Origin of the sequence: Clostridium neuense (genome assembly GCF_045310695.1) — a bacterium.
GTDB classification, from domain to species: domain Bacteria; phylum Bacillota; class Clostridia; order Clostridiales; family Clostridiaceae; genus Clostridium_S; species Clostridium_S neuense.
Map to the genome: position 1 here is coordinate 1 of NZ_JBJIAA010000031.1, position 20,471 is coordinate 20,471.

Here is a 20,471-nt window from a genome sequence, read left to right on the forward strand (position 1 = left end):
GAACACGAAGGTTAAGAACTAATACGCCGATGGTAGTGCAGGGGAGGCCCTGTGTGAGAGTAGGACGTTGCCGGGTAATTTATGGTTTATTAGCTCAGTTGGTAGAGCACATGACTTTTAATCATGGTGTCCGGGGTTCGATTCCCCGATAAGCCACCAAAACAAAAACGTGTATTTCAATTAGTTTGAAATACACGTTTTTTGTTTTAAACAAACTAACTATGATTTTTTTAACTTTAGGTTTTCTGATGTTAATAATTTTTATATATGTAGAAGTAATAACTAAAAATTCATTGCTAGAAATTAAGGTATTTAAAGTATCCTAATGACAGGCTTTAGTCTAGTTTTATTAGCTCAAATTACAAAGACTACTTCAATAGCTTATTTACTAATCTGTATTATTCTTTTAGGATTAGGACAGGGACTAGTAAATATGCAAGTTAATAATCATGCACTACAAGCAGCACCATTAAATTTGATTACTCGGGTTACGCCTATGACGAATGAATTATTGCAGGTTATTAATTCATTTTCCATTGCATTTATTACAGCATTTCTATCAAATCAAATTAGAAGTATTGCTAAGAATAATTCCTTGACAATTGCAGGAAACGTTGCTTTTCATAATACGTTTATCCTGCTGACGCTGTTTATTTGTATAGGGTTTATTTTGACTTTTTTCTTAAAAGCCAAAGTAATGAACAGCAATTAGTATAATTATTAAAGTATAACATTATGTATGTATAATTTGTAGTTGAGCTAATTTAATGATGTCTAGATGTGACGATGAGTTTTGGAGATTAATCAAAATTAAAAATAGTTGCGAAAGAAAATGCAATTTTTATATAAAAAAGAACCTAGCCAAGGGGGAGTTATGGCTAGGCCTTTTTATTATACTAATAATTGGGGATTAAGGTTTATTTCTGCCTATAATTCTCCAATTATAGGCAGAAGAAACATGGGAATTAATTAGTAATAATTTTTTTCTCTGCTGGTATTACAAGAGAATCGTCTTTTGTAATTGCATCATCATTTTTTAAAGAATTTTGTTTCTCTATTTCTTTAACAACTCCTGAAGTCTTATATGTTGGCATAAAACGTTCGGCTAAACTCCAGAGATGATCTCCCTTCTGTAACCTATATTTTATATAAACGTAATCAGAGTCTTCAGAAACTGTTTTTACAATTTCATAAGAATTTGTGGAGTTATTAGTTTTAACTGAAGTTTCGCTAGTTTCAGCACTATTTGATTGAGTTGTTTTTTTGTCATTTGTAGCAATATTATTACTAGATGATTGCTGTATAACATTTGACTGAGAAACTTTTTTTAATATATCACTTTTTTCATGTTTATTATAGTAAACTGCACAGCTTCCTATAAGAAAAAGAAAAATACAACTTAATATAAATAATAATTTACCTTTACTCAAGTTAAACACCTCTTTCCTTGATATTGGTAATTATTGACTAGATAAATTTTTTTATACACTCTTTGAAAAAATTTTTTTAAATATATGCTAAACTATATTTAGTAATATTTATAAGTAAGTGGGTGAATTAATGAATAGTAAGTTGTTATTAAAAGAACTTTGTTTGAAAAACGCACCAAGTGGATATGAAAATAATTTGTTTAATGTTATTGAAAGTGAGTTCTCCAGATTTGGTGATGTTATAACTGATGAGATGAAAAATGTTTATGTTCATAAAAAAGGAAAGGGTAAAAGTAAAGTTGCTCTTATGGCACATGCAGATGAGGTAGCTCTTATTATAACTTCAATTGAGGATAAGGGATTCTTAAAATTTAAGCCTATAGGTATAGATTCCAAAACTCTTATTTCACAAGAAGTAATTATACATGGAAAAGAAGATATACTTGGAATTATAGGTATAAAACCTCCTCATCTTATGAATGAAAAGGAAAGAACAGAAGCTGTACCTTCAGATAAGCTTTTAATTGATACTGGATATAGTACTGAAAAATTAAGGGAAATAGTTTCTGTGGGAGATTATGTAACTATAAAAAGAGATTTCTATGAGCTTTTTAATAATACTGTAACCTGCAAAGCTATTGACAATAGAGCAAGCATTACAGCGATGTATGTATGTGCAAAAGAACTTAATAATGTTGAACATGATGCAGAAGTATATTTTGTTTGCTCAGCACAGGAGGAAGTTGGACATAGAGGGGCTAAGGTTGCAGCGTATAATTTAAATCCAGATATTTGCATAGCAATAGATGTTACTTTTGATGGTGGAAAGCTTGGAGATATTGATAGGGAAAATGAGATTGGAGGAGGTCCAGTGATTTGTATTGGACCTAATATACATGGAAAGGTAATGGAAAAAATAATAGATACAGCAAATAAATATGGAATTAAATATAAAGTTGAAGTTGAGCCAGGTAATACAGGCTGCGATGCATGGGATACTCAAATTTCAAGAGCAGGTGTACCTTCAGTGCTGGTTTCAATCCCAATAAAATATATGCATACATCTGTTGAACTAGTTAGTGTTGATGATATAGATAATACGGGAATTCTTATAGCAAGATTTATACAGGAATTAAATAGTATAGATGTGGAGGAATTGTTATGTTTTTAGAAAAGCTTTGTAATGCATCAGGACCTGTGTCACATGAGGAGGAAGTTAGAGAGCTTATAAAAAATGAAATAAAAGATTTTGTTGATGAAATAAAAGTTGATAGAATGGGTAATATTATAGCTCATAAAAGAGGAAACGGAAAAAAGGTTATGATAGATGCCCATATGGATGAGGTTGCATTTATAATTACAGGAATAAATGATGATGGAACAATGAAATTTGCAGCTATGGGGGGAATAAATAGCAAGATAATACCATCTAAAATAGTTTATATAGGTGAAAATAAAATACCAGGAGTTATCGGCTTGAAGCCTATTCACCTGCAAAGTGGTCATGAGAGAAGAAGTAGTGCAAGCTATGATGAATGTTGCATAGATATAGGAACTAAATCAAAAGAAGAAACTAAGAAGCATGTTAAATTAGGAGATTATGCTGTGTTTGCAACAGAATTTGCTGAGTTTGGAGAAGGACTTGTAAAAGCAAAAGCTCTTGATGATAGAGCTGGATGTGCAGTTTTAGTTGAAGTACTCAAAGAAAAGTATGATTGTGATTTATATGCTGCCTTTAATGTAATGGAGGAAATAGGTGATAGAGGAGCGTATGTTTCAGCTTTTCAAATTAGCCCAGACATAGGGATTGCAGTTGAAGGTACAATATGTGCAGATATGCCAGGAATAGAAGAGCACCTAAGAGCTACTGAGATAGGAAAAGGACCTGCAATATCAATAATGGATAGAACAAGTATATTTAATATTGAGGTTACAAATGGTATTATACAAGCTGCTGAAAAAAGCGGTATACCATATCAAAGACGAAGAGCAATTGCTGGTGGAAATGATGCGGGGGCCATTCATACCTCAGGAGATGGAGCTAAGGTTGCAACTATTTCTGTACCATGTAGGTATATACATTCAGCAGTTTCAGTAGCAAGTGTTAGTGATTTTAAAAACACAGTTGAGCTTTTAAAGAAATATATTCACAGTTTAAATTAAAGGGGTGAAAAAATGGATAAATTGCTTAAAGATATTATTGAGGTTTTTGGGGTAAGTGGCCATGAAAATCAGATTTCACAGTTTATAAAGCAGCAGTTAAAAGATATAAAGTGTGAACTAAAAGAAGATAAGCTTGGAAATATAATAGTGAAAAGGGGTAGTGGAGAGAAAAGGGTAATGATATCAGCTAATATGGATGTGAAAGGGCTAATTACTTATTGTATTGAGGAAAATGGCAATGTTAGAGTTCACAATTTAGGAGATATTGAAGCGGAAAAGGTTGTAAATAAATTTGTTGAATTTGAAGGTGGAATTTCAGGAGAGGTTTTATCTGATGTTAAGGAAAAACATGAATTTAGAGATTTGTATGTTGATTTAGGATTTAAAACTAGAGAAGCTGCACTTAAATATGTAAAAGAGGGAGATGCGGCTTGTTTTAAAGGCAATACGTATGAGGAGGATAACAATATAATTAGTCCTAATTTAAGCAATAGAATAGGCTGCTACATAATGCTTAAACTCATAAGAGATGTTCGTAACTATAATAAAGAAGTATATTTTGTATTTTCTACCCAGGGTGAACTTGAAGCAAGGGGAGCTAGGGCAGCTGCCTTTGATGTTAAACCTAATTTATGTCTTGTACTTAATACTGAAAATGAAAAATATATAAAGCTTGGCAAGGGACCAGCTGTAATTGTAATGCAAAAAGGACTTATAATGCATAGTAAGATAAAAGAGATGATAATAGATGAAGCTAAGAAAATGGGGATGGATATTCAACTATGCGTTTCAGATGAAATGAGTGATGGAAGTACAGTGCATAAAGAAGTTATTGGAATTCCAACAGGTACAGTAGCAGTCCCATGCCAGAATAAAGGCACCCTTAAAGAAACTGCTGATTTAAAAGATGTGCAAAAAACTATTGATTTAATAAAGAATTGTCTAAATAAAATTTAAAATAATATAATGTCAGCACCAGCGTTGCCTTTAATAGTTTAATAGAGTAAAATATTTTTAAATATATGTGTAGTTTTACGGAGAAAGGGAGAATATGTATGATTAAGGCAGCAGTGCTGGGACCTGCAGGAACTTTTAGTGAGCTTGCGGTAGAAAAATATAAAGAGAGAACAAATCAAAAGTTTAATACTGTATTTTATCCTACAATAACAAAGGTAGTTAACGCGGTGGAAAATGAATGTGACATAGGAATTGTACCAATTGAAAATACCTTAGATGGATTTGTACAAGTTACTTTGGATTTGTTGCTTGAAAAAAAAGTAAGCATTATAAATGAACTTGTTATTCCTATACAATTTGCATTTGCTGCTAATAGTGATATAAAAGAGGTTGAAAGGATATATGCTCAATTTAAAACCCAAGGACAATGTTGTAAATTCTTGGAGAGCTTTAAAAGCATAAAAATTATAACAACAGAGAGCAATGGTGAGTCTGTTCAGAAGATAAGAGAGGGAGCAGAAGGCGAAGGAGCTATAATTCCAAGGCATATGCTAGATTTAGCGTATAAATTTAGTATTGATTGCGTAACAGATTCATATGAAAATCAAACTAGATTTATAGTACTTTCAGCTGATAAAAAGGCAAGTTGTAAAAAGGGAGAGCATTATAAAACTTCTATTGCTATAATGGATGCAGCAGATGATAGACCAGGAGCTTTGTTTAGGGTGCTAGAGGAATTTGCACAAAGGCAAATAAATTTATCTTCAATAATATCTAGACCAACTAAAAAGGGGCTTGGTAAATATTATTTTTTTATTGATATAGATGGATGTTACCCTGAAGATGAAAATGTAAGACAAGCCATTGAAACTATAAGTAAACACAGTATGGTTAAAATTATAGGATCATACAGCAGCTTATAATCAGTTGACAGTGGAGAGTGGATAATTGATAGTTAGAGGTTGATAGTTAATTAGTTTGTTAGTTCATTGAAAAAATAACCAATAAACATTTAACAGTCAACCTCTAACTATTTTTTGTTAATTATCAGATGAGTTGTTTCTACTTTTAATCATTGAGAAAATTATGCTAAGTATTAAAATTAAGAAAATAACCGCTAGTGATACTGGAAGGGATATTTCAAAGTGAAAAAATAGTACTGCAAGTTTTATTCCTGTAAAAACTAAAATTAACGCAACTCCGTACTTAACATATTGAAATTTATTGTGGAGTTTTTGAAGCAAAAAGTACATAGCTCTTAGTCCTAAAATTGCAAATATATTTGAGGTATACACTAAAAATGGATTTGTTGTTATAGAAAAAATTGCAGGTATTGAATCTATGGCAAATAAAATATCAGACCCCTCTACTATAACTAGTATTGCAAAAAGTGGAGTAGCATGAAGAATTCTATTTTTTCTTACAAAAAATTTTTCGCCAAATAATTCATCAGTAACAGGGAAAACCTTCTTCAAGCCCCTAAAGAAAATGCTATTTTTATAGTTTGTGTTATCCTCTTTTTTAAAGAACATTTTAACTCCACTTAATATTAAGATGATGCCGAATACATATAGAATCCAGTGAAATTTACTAACTATTGCTACGCCTAAAACTATAAATATTAATCTAAGGATTATAGCACCTAAGATTCCGTAGCTTAATACTCTTTTTTGATATTGAGGTTGTATAGCAAAACCTTCAAAAATAAGTAAGAATACAAACAGGTTATCCAAGCTTAAGCTTTGTTCAATTATATATCCTCCAAAGAATTCAAGAGCGTGATCTCTTCCCATAAATATATAAATGCCAATATTAAATGCAATGGCTAGACCTACCCAAAATAATAGAGTTTTTAGTGCTTTTTTTGTTTCCATAAGCATACGCTAAGTTACAGCGTTTCACCTTCCTTTCATGTTAGTAATAGCATTTTTCAATAAGTTCCAATCATTTTTATACATTTCTTTAAAAGAGTCATTTCTGTTGTAAGTTAGCGAGGAGGGATGATACATTGGAAAAATGTGTTTTTTTAAGATATCATCGTAAATTAGTTTTCCATGGCATTCTCCTATGCTTTTAAAATTTGTAAGTCTTTTTAATGGAACATTGCCGAGGGTTATAATAATTTTTGGGTTTACGAGCTTTATTTCTTTGTCTAAAACCTCTTTAAATAAGTTTACTTCAGAGATTTTTGGAGGTCTGTTGCTTATAGTAGTTTTACCAGATTTGCTTAAGTTTATTTTTATAGGCCTAAAAAAGCAGGTATTTGTTATTCTAACGTCTTTTCTTGATAAACCTATGGAATTTAAATATTCTTCAAAGGTTTTGCCTGCCATTCCAACAAATGGCTTGCCAGATTCAACTTCGTTTTTACCTGGTGCTTCACCAATAAACATTATATCTGCAGGTATTGGGCCATCTCCTGTAATCCAGCCTCCGATAGAGGATTTATCATAGTTTTCACATATTTCCTTTATCCTTAGTTTTATCAAATCATATTCATTCATGTATCTAACACTCCTCAAGTTACATAGTTTAGTAATTATTTTAACATATGTATCAAAGGTATTGTATATTAAATTTTAACAATTTATACTGAAATAAATTGTTGTTTAAATTTGCTTTTTAAGCGATAATATATATAAAAGGGAGGGATATGACATGAAAAAAGCTATTTTGATTACAACTTTATTAATTGCAACTGTTACATTTTCAGCATGTGGAAATAATTCTAATAATACTAAAAGTACTTCAAGTAAAAGTGCAGCGTCCACTAGTAAAAAGACTAATTTAGCATCAACTTCTAATAAAACAGATACTTCGACAAATACTGATGAAGTTATTAATGATATAGACAATTGGAGTCATCCAGTTAAGGACGTGTTCAGTGCTGCAGGTATTAAGATTAATAAAGTAGAGCTTAAAGACAATAAAACATATGCCATATTTTATGCAAGCCTGAATAAAGAATTAAATGATGATAATAAAGCATACTATTCAAATCTTGTGCAAAAGGTAGCAGCTGCTAATGGATATTGGGATTGCGAAATAAAAGATGATAATAAAGATATAGATATAAAAGTTAAATGTAAAGATAAAAAAGCAGTAGATAGTATAGATTATAATAAGGATAGCAAATATTTTATGGCAGCAAATACATCAGCTTCATCAAGTACAACAAATACTGTAAATAAGGATGAACTTATAGACTATCTTAAACAAAATGTTACCGAGGTTAGCAGTTTTGTGGATACATTATCAAAAAATAAAAATGTAAAACCTATTTTATATATAGAACGTTCCCCTAATCCATCATCAAATGATACGTATCTAAGAGACTATTACGTTATTTATGTTGGAGAAAATCATACAGATCATAATGTTAATATATATAGATTTGCTATCAATAAGGATAATAAACAAATATTGTATTATGATACAACTAAAAATAAATATGAAACTTTACAGGAATGGAGAGACAGCAAAAAATAGAATATTTAAGAGGTGAATTTTTTATGAAAGTACCTATGATAATGACTCCTGGACCTACACAGGTTAATGAAAATGTTAGGTTTTCAAGAGCTACGCAAACTACCAATCCTGATCTTGACCTTCAATTTTATGATTTTTACAAGGAAACCTGTGAAAAGATAGGAAAAATGCTCAAGACTAAGAATGAAGTTAGAGTTTTAAGTGGAGAAGGAATACTAGGACTTGAAGCAGCTTGTGCCTCTCTTACAGAGCCGGGTGATAGAGTATTAGTTATTGAAAATGGAATATTTGGAGAGGGATTTGCTGATTTTGTAAAACTATATGGAGGGGAACCTTTTTTCTTTAGAGGAGATAAAAAGCACAAAATAAGTATTGAAGAGTTAAAGAATTTCCTTGATATAGATAGTGACTTTAAATATGCAACAGTTGTTCATTGCGATACTCCCTCTGGAGCTTTAAACGATATAAACGAAATATGTCCATTATTAAAAGAAAAAGGAATACTTACTGTTGTAGACAGTGTTGCGGCTATGGGAGGAGAAGAAATAAAAGTAGATGATTGGAAAATAGATATAGCTATTGGAGGATCACAAAAGTGTATTTCCGCACCTCCTGGACTTACACTTTTAAGCATAAGCGAGGATGCCTTTAAGGCAATGGAAAATAGAAAGGTTCCTATAGCATCATTTTATTGCAATCTTCTTTCATGGAAAAATTACTATGAAGATAAGTGGTTTCCGTATACTCCACCTATAAGTGATATAGTTGGACTTAGCACGGCTATAGATAACATATTAAAAGATGATAACATACTGCTTAGACATGATAAAATAGCTTCTGCTACAAGAGCAGCAGTTGTTTATGCAGGACTTAGCCTGTATATGAAGGATGGATTTTCAAATACGGTAACAGTAGTGCAGGTGCCTCATGGGATAGATGACAAGAAATTAAGAGAATATATGGTTCAAAATTACAATGTCATGATAGCTGGTTCATTTGGATATCTTGAAGGAAGAGTTTTAAGAATAGGGCATATGGGTGAAAATGCATACCCAGATAAGGTAAGCTATACATTATTTGCACTTCAAAAAGCTTTAGAGCATTATGGCTTTAAGTGTGAACATGATATGTGCAAAACTTTCTTGGATAATAGCCCTTTTGTAATTTCAGAAAAAGCTTAGTAGAGTGCTGTAAAACTACTTAAAATAGTTCTACAGCACTTTTGTTATTTATTATGTGATAAATCTGTTATGCTTTAAAATAGAGGTTTATTCTCATTTATTTTTTCATTTCGTTTTTATCTGGGTTAAAGTTTGCCTCCTTGTTTAAATAATTAAAAGCTTATATATTTATAATTTAAGACTATTGCATTAAGATAGCGTTAAGTAGATTTTAAAAAATGCTAATAATTTTAAAAATTCATTATAAATAATGTAAAATAATACGATAATTTAAAAGTATGGAATAGAATATGCATATTGGATAGGATGTGAATAAAAGATATGGGGGAAAACTACGTTGTTGTTTCTGAAGCACCTAAGCTCGATTATTCAAGAGACTATGTTGCATTGCCCGGAAATTATGGAAGTAAAGAATATTTTGAAAGGGAAGATGTTAAATCTATAAGGAAAACAATTTATAAAAATTTAGACGACTTAAATAGCAAAATAAATTTTGTGGAAAAGATGAAGGGAAAGGAGATATTGATAAAACCTAATCTTGTTTCGGTATATCATAATATGGGTTTTAAAGATGATGATTATCCAGAGTCTACAGATCCTAGAGTTTTCGATTGTATAATAGCGTATTTTAAAAAAATCAGTGAGAACATAATAATTATCGAGTCTTCTGGTAGGGGAATGCCTACTAATGTAAGCTTTAAAGTAAGTGGGATAAATAAGATAGCCAGTTATCACAGGATTAAATATGTTGCTTTGGAAAATGAACCTGTAATTAGGTACATGCTTCCTAAAGCTGAGGTTATGAAGGAAGTGTATATTCCCAAGATAATGAAAAATGTTATAGATGGGAAAGCTTTTTATATTTCTGTACCTAAAATGAAAACTAATTTGTATACAGGAGTTACCTTAGGATTTAAAAATGCTATGGGGATCATTCCATATAATTTAAGACAAAGAAATCATAATTACAATATAAATAAAAAACTTGTGGATTTACTATATTTATTTAAACCTAGTTTAACTATAATAGATGGAATTATAGGAGGAGAAGGATGTACTCCTGCACCTGTAGATCCAGTTAATATGGGGGTGATTATAAGTGGAAATAATAGTGTAGAAACAGATAGGGTTGCCACTAGGATGATGGGGATTGATCCAGAGGAAAATAAACTTATGGTTGAAGCAGTAAAAAGAGGCTTTAATGATGATACAGTTAATGTGATTGGAACGGAAAAGGTAGTTCATTTTAGAAAGGCAGAAGCATCTTTAATGGATGATAATTTTAAAAGAAATTTCCCAAATGTAAAGGTATTAGTAGGGCACATGTTAAATAACGCACCGGTAATAGAGGATATACATAACGTAAAGCCTGAAACAGTAAGGATACTGGAAAAGGCTTGCGACGGTGGATGTTTAGCAGCAACAAAAACATCTTTTGAAATTATGAGGTATGTTAAAAATCTTAATAGAAACTTTGAACTTGTTGTAATAATTGGGGGAGGAGTAAAGGTAGGAGATAAGATATATTATTTTGATTCAGAAGGTAAGGCATATGAAATCCAAGATATAAAAAATATGAAAGCAAAGAGATTAACTATAGGTGAATGTACTAAAGGCTTAAAGCCCTTTTGTGAGTATAATGGTAAAGGCTGTTGTAGTCCAAGCAGTTGTATGCTTATGCCTTTTAAGGCGATAGGTGAAAAGTTCCCTCTCTTGTCATTAAAAAACAAGTATGTAATCTCACTTGCAATTGAAACTTTAAGAACTTATTTTATAAAAAGAAAATTGATTAAATCAGGACAATGGGTGGATTGCAAAGAAGAGGCAATTGATAAAATATATGAAATACCAGAGCTTGACTCAAGCGAAGAAGAAAAGGACTATATAGAATGGCCACTTCCAGAACTTAGTGGGGAATTAAAAAAGCAAAAGTTACAAGAAATAAGTTTGTCACTTTAAATGGAATGGAGTTGAAAGATATGAATGAAACTGCAATATTAAGTTATTATAAAAAAATAAATAGAATTAATACATTAATAATTGGGATATGTACTATAGCGCTGTTTGCGTTAAGTGTATTTACGAATCAAAGTATGTTTTTTGTACCAGCTGTAGTTCTGCTTATTGGAACTGTTGTGTCAGTAGTTCTTATGCATAAAGAGAAATTTCCTCAGCTTGTGGGCTTTATAACAGTATTTTGTGTTTTATTTACAAGCTTGTATGTAATTTTAGAAGCAAAAAATATAAATAGAGCGCTAACAATTTTATCCGTTTGTGTTGTAATATGTGATGCTGCATTATATATGAGAAAATCTATTGTTTTATCTATAGGGGTATGCTTAAATGTAGGAATCATATTAGTACAATTGACCAAACCTATGATGGCTTTAAGAGATTTTTTTAATTCTATGGTATGTATTGATTTATGCGTTATAATTTTATTTTTTCTTACTAAATGGGGAGAAGAACTTATTAACTCCATTGCATCAGTTGAAAAAAGTAACTTTGAGGCACTTGATAAAATAAAGCAATCATCTAGTGTAGTAAAGGAAAGTACAAAGGAATTAAATACTGGCATAGAAAAGTGCAAAAACAATTTAGAATCTTTAGGTGGGGCTAGTAAGGATATAGTAGCCACGATTAATGAGGTGGCTAGCGGTGTTAGTAATCAAGCAGAAAGCATTAATAGTATAAATAAATTGGTAGATGGAGCTGCTAAAAAGGTTTCAAATACATATGAATTTTCGGTTAGTATGAATGATATTTCCAATAAAGCTACAGAGATTACCTTAACAGGATCACAGAAGGTAGAGGATATGTATAGTCAAATAGAATTAATAAACTCAATAATGAAGGAATCTTTGGAGACTACTGAGGAACTTAGGGAAAATATTATGGAAATAGGTGACTTCTTAAAAGGCATAAGTGAAATATCGGAACAAACTAATCTTCTAGCATTAAATGCATCTATAGAAGCAGCAAGAGCAGGTGAGTACGGTAAGGGATTTGCAGTAGTTGCGGATGAGGTTAAGAAACTAGCAGAGCAGAGCAATAAGTTTGCAGAAGAAATTAATAACGTTATAGTTAAGGTTAATGAAAAAACTAAAGCTGTTCTTGAAAAGGTGGAAGCCGGAAAGAATTCAACAGAAAAGGGTAAATTAATGGCAGAGGATACAAATGAAAGTTTTAAGAGGGTAAAGATATCTTTTGGAGACATAAATAAATATGTTTCAAAGGAATTAGAACTTGTACGAAATATATCAGAGGTATTTAAGGAGATTAATGATGAGTGTGTAAATGTAGCAAGTATTTCTGAGGAGCATTCAGCAGCAACTCAGGAGGTTCTTGCTAGCATAGAAGAGGAAGATTCAAAAATCCAAAATATATATGGATCAATAAGCAAGCTTGAGACATCAAGTAAAAACTTACAGGATATGTTTTTGAAAATTTAAACATTTATTGTTTGAAAAATATAAATTATAATAAAAGATTATTTTTAAGAACTTATATCAAAATAATAAAGTTAAAAATTTTGATATAAGCCCTTTTTTATTTTATATGAAATATGAGATAATAAAACATAGATATGAAAATACTTTAGAGATTGAGAGAGAAAGTGCAGAGGATATTATATAATTGTATTTTAGGTTCTATCCTCTGCTTCAAATAAAGGGAGGGAAAACAAAATGAAATTAATTTCATGGAATGTAAATGGCCTTCGCGCATGTGTTCAAAAAGGATTTTTAGACTATTTTAAAGAGGTAGATGCGGATATTTTCTGCATTCAGGAGACAAAGCTTCAAGAAGGGCAAATAGATTTAAAATTAGATGGATATTACGATTATTGGAATTATGCAGAAAAAAAAGGATATTCAGGTACAGCCATATTTTCAAAGATTAAGCCTATAAATTGTATGTATGGAATGAATATAGAAGAGCATGATAAGGAAGGAAGAGTTATTACTCTAGAATTTGATGAATTTTATATGGTTACAGTATATACTCCGAATTCAAAGGAAAAGCTTGCAAGATTAGATTACAGAATGGAATGGGAAGATTGCTTTAGAAGTTATCTAAAGGGGTTAGATGAAAAGAAACCCGTTATTGTATGTGGAGATATGAATGTAGCTCACACGGAAATAGACCTTAAAAATCCTAAGACAAACACAAAAAATGCTGGATTTTCACCAGAAGAAAGAAGCAAATTTACAGAACTTTTAGGAGCAGGGTTTATAGATACTTACAGATATTTTTATCCGGATAAGGAAGGGGTATATTCTTGGTGGTCCTATAGATTTAAAGCTAGAGAAAAGAATGCAGGTTGGCGTATAGATTACTTTTGCACATCAGAAAGGCTTAAAAGTAAGCTTGTTAGTGCGGATATTCACACAACGGTTATGGGTTCCGACCATTGCCCTGTAGAACTAATTATAAAATAGTAAATAATAAAATGGAGATATAAGTAATGAAATTAAATGGCATTCATCACGTAGCAATTATTTGCTCAGATTATGAAAAATCTAAAAGGTTTTATACTGATATTTTAGGTTTAAAAGTTATTAATGAAACATACAGAGAAGATAGGAAGTCATATAAACTAGATTTAGCGGTTGGAGATAAATATCAAATAGAACTATTTTCTTTTCCTAAAGCACCTAAAAGGCCTAGTTATCCTGAAGCAAGAGGACTGAGGCATTTGGCTTTTGAGATAGATAGTATAGAGCAAGCAATAAAGGAGCTTACTGATAAAAATATAGCTGTTGAGCCAATCAGGATAGACGAGATTACTGGGAAAAAATTTACTTTTTTTAGCGATCCCGATGATTTGCCAATAGAATTATATGAGAAATATATATAGACTATTTCAATCATTATAATACTTGAAAGATAGCATTATAATGATTGAGTTATCTTTAGAATAAGGAGATTATAGAATGGATTTTACTTTAATAGCGACTTCCACATTTGGTTTGGAAGCTGTAGTTGCAAAAGAACTTAAAGAGCTTGGTTATGATGATTTAAAAATTGAGAATGGTAAGGTTACCTTTGAGGGTGATGAAATGGATATAGTAACTTGCAACTTGTGGCTAAGAACTGCTGATAGAGTTTTGATAAAAATGGCAGAATTTAAAGCAGAAAGCTTCGAGGAGCTATTTCAAGGTACTCTGAAGGTAGGATGGGAAAATATTATGCCTCAAGATGCTTACATGCATGTTACAGGAAAATCTATAAAGTCAACGCTTCACAGTGTTCCAGACTGTCAGGGAATAGTAAAAAAAGCTGTTGTTGAAGCAATGAAAAGAAAATATAAACTCGAAAGATTCACAGAATATGGAGCTGAATATAAAATAGAAGTTGGAATTCTTAAGGATATAGTCACTTTAACCTTAGATACATCTGGAGAAGGTCTTCACAAAAGAGGATATAGAGAAAATTCCGGTGGTGCTCCTATAAAGGAAACTTTAGCTGCTGCAATGGTACTTTTAAGTAAGTGGAAGCCAGAAATTCAGCTGGCAGATCCAATGTGTGGTTCTGGAACTATAGCTATAGAAGCTGCAATGATAGCAAAGAATATGGCACCAGGACTTAGAAGAAAGTTTGTATCTGAAGATTGGGATATAATTTCCAAAGATTTATGGAATGACCTAAGAAAGCATGCTAGAAACTCTATAAATAACAAGGAGTTTAATATACTTTGTTCTGATATGGACGGATGGGTAATAAAAACTGCTAAAGCTAATGCTAAAAAGGCTGGTGTAGCTGATTACATATCTTTTCAAAAGCTTCCAATGCAAGATTTCTCATCAAGCAAAAAGGGAGGATTTATAATAACTAATCCACCATATGGCGAAAGGCTTGGAGAGGTAAAACAGGTAGAGCAACTATATAGGGATATGGGAAGAGTATTCTCAAAGCTTGATAATTGGTCATATTTTGTGATTACAGCCCATGAAAAATTTGAAGAACTTTTTGGGAAGAAAGCTAATAAAAATAGAAAATTATATAATGGAAAACTTAAGTGCTACTATTACCAATACACTAACAGTTGAGAGTTGACATAGGGCAATTGAGAGTTGACAGTGTATAGTTAAGCTATAACTTAATAACTGTCAATTGTTAACTGTCCACTGATTAAGGGGTGTACTATGTATAAAATAATGATTGTAGAAGACGAAGAAAAAATAAGAGACATATTAAAGAAATCACTGGAGAAGTGGTCTTTTGAAGTTTATGCTGTAGAAGATTTCAATAGTATTTTTGAGGGATTTGTAAGGTTAGAGCCTCAGCTTGTTTTAATGGATGTAAATCTTCCTGTTTGTGATGGATTTTATTGGTGTAGTAAAATAAGAAGCATATCAAAGACACCTATAGTATTTTTGTCCTCACGAAGTTCAAATATGGACATAGTTATGGCCGTAAATATGGGAGGGGATGACTACATAACAAAGCCTTTTTCTATTGAAGTTCTTGTAGCTAAAATAAATGCAGTTTTAAGAAGGGCTTATTCGTATGCTGAGACAAGCTTAGATACGCTTGAGTTTAATAATGTTGTTATTTCACTAAAGAATAATACTGTTTACTATAATGATGAGACTATTGAGCTTACAAAAAATGAATTTAAGATACTTTATGTACTAATGAAGAATCACGACAATATAGTAAGTAGAGAAGATATAATGCAGGAGCTTTGGCAGGATGAGAATTTTATAGACGATAATACACTTACAGTAAATATAAATAGGCTCAGAAAAAAGCTTAAAGAAATTGGACTTGTAGATTTTATAAAAACTATAAAAAATCAAGGATATGTTATAAAATGATATTTATTAAATACTTAAAGGATAATATACGGTTCATAATATTTTATATATTTTTAATAACATTTGTTTCGATGTTTACATATTTGGACGAGCAAAATAGAATGGTTAAATCAAATGTTGTGTACATGATTTTGGTTTCCATATTTTTAATGTGCATATTTATTGCTTATGATTACAGCATAAAAAGTAGATATATAAAAGAACTTTTGCTTTGTAAAAAGGATGAAGACAAGACACCTATTTTGCCTAAGCCTTTTGAGCATAAGGATGAAGTTTATATGTCTATGATAGAAGACCTGTATATGAATTATATTGAAAAGCTAAATAATTTAGAAGGAGAATTTGATGATAATAAGGATTTTATAACAGCTTGGGTGCATGAGATAAAAACACCAATAGCAACCTCTAAACTTCTCATTGAAAGTGAAGAATTAAATTTAAAATCCTTTAAAGAAGAGATAGATAGGATAGATGATTGTGTTGAAAAGGTTCTCTATTATTCAAGAAGTGATGATTTTTCAAAGGACTATATAATTTCTGAGGTTAATGTTGGTAAACTAGTTAAGGAAAGCATAAAGCTTCACTCAAGCATATTTATAAAAAAGCATATAAAATTAAAATTAGAAATGGATGATAATTTTAGTGTCGATACTGATAAAAAGTGGCTCCTTTTTATAGTAAATCAGATTATTTCTAATGCTCTTAAGTACACAAATTTAGGTGGAGAAATATTAATAAGGGCTTCACAAGGTGATAATGAAAAAACCTTATTAATAGAAGATAGCGGTGTAGGAATAAAAAAAGAAGACTTAAGTAGGATATTTGCTAAATCTTTTACTGGACATAATGGAAGAATAGAAGCTTCAAAATCTACGGGGCTCGGGTTGTATTTGTCGTATAAGCTTGCTAAGAAATTAGGTCATAATATAAGTGTAGAATCTGAGTATAATAAAGGAACTAAGCTGTATATACATTTCCCAAAATGGTGTGATTATTACGAGGTTACAAAAATGTAAGTTTAAAAAGCAAAATGTAAGTCAAAAAAATGGCTGGACATTTTGCTTTTTTATATAATTTAAGTATAGTGAAATCCAGTTCAACTATTAAATTTATATATGCCTTATAATACCTTGAACATATCATTTTGAAACATGTATAGATTAAATTTTATATTGGTTTCACTTTAACGAAACGCGATGGAGGTATAAGAAATGGAAGTTTTAAATATACAAAATTTAAAAAAGGTTTATGGTTCTAAATTTGGAGGGGTAAAGTATACAGCACTTAATGATATTAATTTAAAAGTAGAGAGCGGAGAGTTTGTTGGAATAATGGGACCATCTGGTTCAGGAAAAACTACATTTTTAAATGTAATATCAACTATAGATAAGCCAACATCAGGAAATGTATTTATTGATGGAAAAGATATAGTAGAGCTCAAGGAGCCAAATTTATCAAGGTTTAGAAGAGAAAAGTTAGGATTTATATTTCAAGATTTTAATTTACTTGATAATATGACTATTAAGGAAAATATAGTTTTGCCTTTAGCTTTATCTAAGACACCATATGATGTTATTGAAAAAAGGCTCAAGGATATAAGTACAAAACTTGGGATAGATAGAATAATAAACAAGCATACATATGAGGTGTCTGGAGGACAAAAGCAGAGAGCTGCTGCGGCAAGAGCAATGATAACTGAACCTTCGCTGATTCTTGCAGACGAGCCTACAGGAGCATTAGATTCAAAGGCATCCAAAGAACTTTTAAATTCTTTAAAATATTTAAATGAAAAAAATGAGGCTACAATTCTTATGGTAACACACGATGCCTTTGCTGCCTCTTATTGCAGGAGAGTAATATTCATTAAAGATGGAAAATTGTTTAATGAAATATATAAGGGGGATAGAAGCAGAGCAGATTTTTATCAGAATATATTGAAAGTGCTCTCTATTATTGGAGGTGATACGGATGACATTATGTAAAATGGCAGTGAGCAATATAAAGAGTAATTTTAAAAACTACTGGGCGTATTTTTTAAGTTCAAGCTTCAGTGTATTTGTATTATATCTTTTTATATCTATAACTTATAATAAGAATGTTCAAAATACGCTTGGTAAAATGAAGTCAAGTATGATTTTACTTAAAATAGGCTTAGGGCTTGTCATATTATTTTCTGTATTTTTCATATGGTACTCAAACTCGTTTTTTATAAAAGCTAGAAAAAAAGAATTTGCAACGTATATGCTGCTCGGAATATCTAAAAGTCAGGTTGCCTTTCTCAATTTTGCTGAAAATTTGATGATTACATTGATGTCATTTTTAAGTGGAATAATTTTAGGCATTGTTTTTAATAAATTTTTTATTATGCTGCTGTTTGAACTTATGAGGGCTAAAGGTACAGCAGAATTTCAGTTTAGCCTTAAAGCATTTAATTCATCTTTTATGGTGTTTGCAATTATATTTTTTATAATAAGTATCAACGGTTACTTAACGATAAGCAGAAGTAGTCTTATAGATATGTTTAATGCAGCTAAAAAGATAGAAAGAGGATTAAAGATATCAATTTTAACTTTAGTAATGAGTGTAGTTTCTTTTATTTTTATGAGCTTTGGATACTATCTTGCTATAAAAAAACTTGGAGACAATATAATTTTGGCACCTAAGGTGGTATTACTTATAGTTATAGGTACAATACTATTTTTCACTTCTATTACTGCGGTAATTATAAATATAATGAAGAAAGATGAACCATATATTTTTAAAGGAATTAGACTTATACCAATATCGCAGATTTATCAAAGATATAGAGGAAATGTGGGAAGTTTAAGCATAATAACAGTGACTACTACTATCGCATTATGTGCACTTTTATTTTGCTTTGGAGGATTTAATAAATCTATAGAAAATGCGAGAAATTTGTGCCCATTTTCGGTGGAGTATGTAAGTGGAAATAAAAACTCAGATGAAATTTTTAATAATGCTTTGAAGGAACATAAAGAAGTTTCGGTTAAAGACAAAGCAGTTATAAATTTTGTTGTGGTAACTGCCAATGGACCATTTTATAATAACAAGTCTGATATTTCGATATTAAATGAAAGTAAGTTTAATAAAGTCAATGCATATGAGGGAATCAATAGAAAAGCCAATTTAAATGATAATGAATGTTACTATGTTGCAGTAGATACTATGTCAGGAAATCCTAAAGGGAATATTAATAAAAAGGTGAGCTTTAAATTTGGAAATAAAGATTATAACCTTAATATAACTAATTCAGATACAAAAAATTTCATAGCGATAGATCATTGCAGAGAAATAATAATTGTAAGTGATAATGTATATAACAATATTAAAAGACAGGCAAAATCTGAAAACTTTTTTAATGTTACAGGGTATATGCTTAAAAATGATTTTGGGGCTGAAAAGTTCACAGATAAATTACAAGATGATATGCCAAAGGAAGCTAGTTTAGCAACTTTTTATGAGCATTATACCAGTGGAATGAAGATAATGGGAGTACTTGCGTTTGTTGGTTTATTTATAGGAATTCTATTTGTAATGGCTACTGGTAGCATAATATATTTTAAAATGTCTATGGAAGCAAAGGAGGATAAGAAAAATTTTATTACTCTTAGAAAAATAGGAGTCAGTGAACATGAAATAAGAAAAGCGGTATTAATAGAAAATTTAATTTTATTTGGTGTTCCATTTTTACTAGCAGCTTTAAATACTTACGCAGCGTCATTCTCTATAAGCAAATTGCTGGAACTCAAAATTGTTAAGGAATATGCAATTATAATGGTAGCATATTTAATAATTTATAGTATTTATTATTTTATAACAGTAAAAGATTATATGAGGGTCGTAAAGGAATAGTTATTTTGATTTTTCAGCGTTTAGTATGACTTAATAAGATCTAGAAATATTAATGTTAAAATAGTAAAGTTTATTCTTATTCTATGAGAATATTTACTTGTAAATATATATTACTGTTTTAAAGACAGGATTTCTTACGTTGCTTTTTAGTGTAAGAAATTCTGTCTTGTTTATTAGGGGGAATGAAGTAAGGCCTTTAGTATAAGGAAATTTTTTTTATTTATAAGCACTTATCCAAAGATAATATAGTTAGATTAGGAATAAGCTATGCCTGGAGTGTCATCATAAGATAAAGGAAGATAAATGGAGTAATATGTCGAATTGAAATTATAATTTGAACAAACAAAGAAAATACAAACAAAATGATATTAAAAACATGTTATTATATTAAACGTCGTCGCAAGATGACAGTACTTAATGAGTTCTGAAAAAACATTAAAAAAAATGTTGACAGAGCAAATTAAAAATGATATTATAAATAAGCTGTCTCGTACAGCACATTGAACTTTGAAAATTAAACAGAGAAAAGATAATGAACCAGCAATTCTTTTGAATAG

19 protein-coding genes and 1 tRNA gene are annotated in these 20,471 nt (G+C 30.6%); 17 read left to right on the forward strand and 3 right to left on the reverse strand.

Annotated features, from left to right (window positions below; genetic code table 11):
• Window positions 1-83 precede the first annotated feature (83 nt).
• A tRNA-Lys gene (locus ACJDT4_RS22885) sits at window positions 84-159 on the forward strand.
• A 166-nt stretch (window positions 160-325) separates the two neighbouring features.
• Window positions 326-712: an MFS transporter gene (locus ACJDT4_RS22890; RefSeq protein ID WP_406789940.1), complete on the forward strand. Its 387-nt coding sequence runs from the start codon at window positions 326-328 to the stop codon at window positions 710-712.
• 253 nt (window positions 713-965) lie between these two features.
• Here the strand turns inward: ACJDT4_RS22890 and ACJDT4_RS22895 are convergent, their stop codons facing one another.
• Window positions 966-1,430 (reverse strand): LysM peptidoglycan-binding domain-containing protein, encoded by a 465-nt coding sequence (locus ACJDT4_RS22895; RefSeq protein WP_406789941.1) that lies wholly within the window; start codon window positions 1,428-1,430, stop codon window positions 966-968.
• A gap of 130 nt (window positions 1,431-1,560) precedes the next feature.
• Here ACJDT4_RS22895 and ACJDT4_RS22900 point away from each other — a divergent pair, with 130 nt between their 5' ends.
• From ACJDT4_RS22900 to pheA, 4 genes are all read left to right on the forward strand, one after another.
• Window positions 1,561-2,601: a M42 family metallopeptidase gene (locus ACJDT4_RS22900; protein ID WP_406789942.1), complete on the forward strand. Its 1,041-nt coding sequence runs from the start codon at window positions 1,561-1,563 to the stop codon at window positions 2,599-2,601.
• Window positions 2,592-3,593 (forward strand): M42 family metallopeptidase, encoded by a 1,002-nt coding sequence (locus ACJDT4_RS22905; RefSeq protein WP_406789943.1) that lies wholly within the window; start codon window positions 2,592-2,594, stop codon window positions 3,591-3,593. Before ACJDT4_RS22900 ends, ACJDT4_RS22905 begins: the two co-directional genes overlap by 10 nt.
• Before the next feature lie 12 nt (window positions 3,594-3,605).
• Window positions 3,606-4,550, forward strand: coding sequence for a M42 family peptidase (locus ACJDT4_RS22910; RefSeq protein ID WP_406789944.1), 945 nt, complete (start codon window positions 3,606-3,608; stop codon window positions 4,548-4,550).
• Between the two features lie 98 nt (window positions 4,551-4,648).
• Complete coding sequence (gene pheA / locus ACJDT4_RS22915; RefSeq protein ID WP_406789945.1) at window positions 4,649-5,473, forward strand: prephenate dehydratase; 825 nt, start codon at window positions 4,649-4,651, stop codon at window positions 5,471-5,473.
• 117 nt (window positions 5,474-5,590) lie between these two features.
• Here pheA and ACJDT4_RS22920 read toward each other — a convergent pair whose 3' ends face one another.
• Window positions 5,591-6,424, reverse strand: a complete 834-nt coding sequence (locus ACJDT4_RS22920) for a TerC/Alx family metal homeostasis membrane protein (RefSeq protein WP_406789946.1) — start codon at window positions 6,422-6,424, stop codon at window positions 5,591-5,593.
• A 24-nt stretch (window positions 6,425-6,448) separates the two neighbouring features.
• On the reverse strand, window positions 6,449-7,054 hold the full coding sequence (locus ACJDT4_RS22925) for a uracil-DNA glycosylase (RefSeq protein WP_406789947.1): 606 nt from the start codon (window positions 7,052-7,054) through the stop codon (window positions 6,449-6,451).
• 154 nt (window positions 7,055-7,208) lie between these two features.
• Here ACJDT4_RS22925 and ACJDT4_RS22930 point away from each other — a divergent pair, with 154 nt between their 5' ends.
• From ACJDT4_RS22930 to ACJDT4_RS22980, 11 genes are all read left to right on the forward strand, one after another.
• Entirely contained in the window at window positions 7,209-8,039 is an 831-nt protein-coding gene (locus ACJDT4_RS22930; RefSeq protein WP_406789948.1) for a hypothetical protein, read from the forward strand.
• A 23-nt stretch (window positions 8,040-8,062) separates the two neighbouring features.
• A complete protein-coding gene (locus ACJDT4_RS22935; protein ID WP_406789949.1) occupies window positions 8,063-9,220 on the forward strand; it encodes a pyridoxal-phosphate-dependent aminotransferase family protein in 1,158 nt (385 codons plus the stop codon).
• 321 nt (window positions 9,221-9,541) lie between these two features.
• The gene (locus tag ACJDT4_RS22940; RefSeq protein WP_406789950.1) at window positions 9,542-11,179 is read left to right on the forward strand and encodes a DUF362 domain-containing protein; all 1,638 of its coding nucleotides are present in this window, start codon (window positions 9,542-9,544) and stop codon (window positions 11,177-11,179) included.
• Window positions 11,180-11,199: 20 nt separating this feature from the next.
• Window positions 11,200-12,672 carry a methyl-accepting chemotaxis protein gene (locus ACJDT4_RS22945; RefSeq protein WP_406789951.1) on the forward strand — a complete coding sequence of 491 codons (1,473 nt, stop codon included), beginning with the start codon at window positions 11,200-11,202 and terminating at the stop codon, window positions 12,670-12,672.
• Window positions 12,673-12,906: 234 nt separating this feature from the next.
• Window positions 12,907-13,659, forward strand: a complete 753-nt coding sequence (locus tag ACJDT4_RS22950) for an exodeoxyribonuclease III (RefSeq protein WP_406789952.1) — start codon at window positions 12,907-12,909, stop codon at window positions 13,657-13,659.
• 26 nt (window positions 13,660-13,685) lie between these two features.
• Window positions 13,686-14,078, forward strand: a complete 393-nt coding sequence (gloA2, locus tag ACJDT4_RS22955; protein ID WP_406789953.1) for an SMU1112c/YaeR family gloxylase I-like metalloprotein — start codon at window positions 13,686-13,688, stop codon at window positions 14,076-14,078.
• Window positions 14,079-14,154: 76 nt separating this feature from the next.
• Window positions 14,155-15,270 (forward strand): THUMP domain-containing class I SAM-dependent RNA methyltransferase, encoded by a 1,116-nt coding sequence (locus ACJDT4_RS22960; RefSeq protein WP_406789954.1) that lies wholly within the window; start codon window positions 14,155-14,157, stop codon window positions 15,268-15,270.
• A 96-nt stretch (window positions 15,271-15,366) separates the two neighbouring features.
• A complete protein-coding gene (locus tag ACJDT4_RS22965) occupies window positions 15,367-16,041 on the forward strand; it encodes a response regulator transcription factor (RefSeq protein WP_406789955.1) in 675 nt (224 codons plus the stop codon).
• A 101-nt stretch (window positions 16,042-16,142) separates the two neighbouring features.
• On the forward strand, window positions 16,143-17,057 hold the full coding sequence (locus tag ACJDT4_RS22970; RefSeq protein WP_406789956.1) for a sensor histidine kinase: 915 nt from the start codon (window positions 16,143-16,145) through the stop codon (window positions 17,055-17,057).
• A gap of 195 nt (window positions 17,058-17,252) precedes the next feature.
• Window positions 17,253-18,023 (forward strand): ABC transporter ATP-binding protein, encoded by a 771-nt coding sequence (locus ACJDT4_RS22975; protein WP_406789957.1) that lies wholly within the window; start codon window positions 17,253-17,255, stop codon window positions 18,021-18,023.
• Complete coding sequence (locus tag ACJDT4_RS22980; RefSeq protein WP_406789958.1) at window positions 18,010-19,914, forward strand: FtsX-like permease family protein; 1,905 nt, start codon at window positions 18,010-18,012, stop codon at window positions 19,912-19,914. The genes ACJDT4_RS22975 and ACJDT4_RS22980 overlap by 14 nt, the downstream gene beginning before the upstream one ends.
• Window positions 19,915-20,471 lie beyond the last annotated feature (557 nt).

What these genes read in the sequence shown, in the direction of transcription:
- ACJDT4_RS22890 (WP_406789940.1), top strand. Translation starts at nt 326, where the DNA reads ATGACAGGCTTTAGTCTAGTTTTATTAGCTCAAATTACAAAGACTACT.
- ACJDT4_RS22900 (WP_406789942.1), top strand. Translation starts at nt 1,561, where the DNA reads ATGAATAGTAAGTTGTTATTAAAAGAACTTTGTTTGAAAAACGCACCA.
- ACJDT4_RS22905 (WP_406789943.1), top strand. Translation starts at nt 2,592, where the DNA reads ATGTTTTTAGAAAAGCTTTGTAATGCATCAGGACCTGTGTCACATGAG.
- ACJDT4_RS22910 (WP_406789944.1), top strand. Translation starts at nt 3,606, where the DNA reads ATGGATAAATTGCTTAAAGATATTATTGAGGTTTTTGGGGTAAGTGGC.
- pheA (WP_406789945.1), top strand. Translation starts at nt 4,649, where the DNA reads ATGATTAAGGCAGCAGTGCTGGGACCTGCAGGAACTTTTAGTGAGCTT.
- ACJDT4_RS22920 (WP_406789946.1), bottom strand. Translation starts at nt 6,424, where the DNA reads ATGGAAACAAAAAAAGCACTAAAAACTCTATTATTTTGGGTAGGTCTA.
- ACJDT4_RS22925 (WP_406789947.1), bottom strand. Translation starts at nt 7,054, where the DNA reads ATGAATGAATATGATTTGATAAAACTAAGGATAAAGGAAATATGTGAA.
- ACJDT4_RS22930 (WP_406789948.1), top strand. Translation starts at nt 7,209, where the DNA reads ATGAAAAAAGCTATTTTGATTACAACTTTATTAATTGCAACTGTTACA.
- ACJDT4_RS22935 (WP_406789949.1), top strand. Translation starts at nt 8,063, where the DNA reads ATGAAAGTACCTATGATAATGACTCCTGGACCTACACAGGTTAATGAA.
- ACJDT4_RS22940 (WP_406789950.1), top strand. Translation starts at nt 9,542, where the DNA reads ATGGGGGAAAACTACGTTGTTGTTTCTGAAGCACCTAAGCTCGATTAT.
- ACJDT4_RS22945 (WP_406789951.1), top strand. Translation starts at nt 11,200, where the DNA reads ATGAATGAAACTGCAATATTAAGTTATTATAAAAAAATAAATAGAATT.
- ACJDT4_RS22950 (WP_406789952.1), top strand. Translation starts at nt 12,907, where the DNA reads ATGAAATTAATTTCATGGAATGTAAATGGCCTTCGCGCATGTGTTCAA.
- gloA2 (WP_406789953.1), top strand. Translation starts at nt 13,686, where the DNA reads ATGAAATTAAATGGCATTCATCACGTAGCAATTATTTGCTCAGATTAT.
- ACJDT4_RS22960 (WP_406789954.1), top strand. Translation starts at nt 14,155, where the DNA reads ATGGATTTTACTTTAATAGCGACTTCCACATTTGGTTTGGAAGCTGTA.
- ACJDT4_RS22965 (WP_406789955.1), top strand. Translation starts at nt 15,367, where the DNA reads ATGTATAAAATAATGATTGTAGAAGACGAAGAAAAAATAAGAGACATA.
- ACJDT4_RS22970 (WP_406789956.1), top strand. Translation starts at nt 16,143, where the DNA reads ATGGTTAAATCAAATGTTGTGTACATGATTTTGGTTTCCATATTTTTA.
- ACJDT4_RS22975 (WP_406789957.1), top strand. Translation starts at nt 17,253, where the DNA reads ATGGAAGTTTTAAATATACAAAATTTAAAAAAGGTTTATGGTTCTAAA.
- ACJDT4_RS22980 (WP_406789958.1), top strand. Translation starts at nt 18,010, where the DNA reads ATGACATTATGTAAAATGGCAGTGAGCAATATAAAGAGTAATTTTAAA.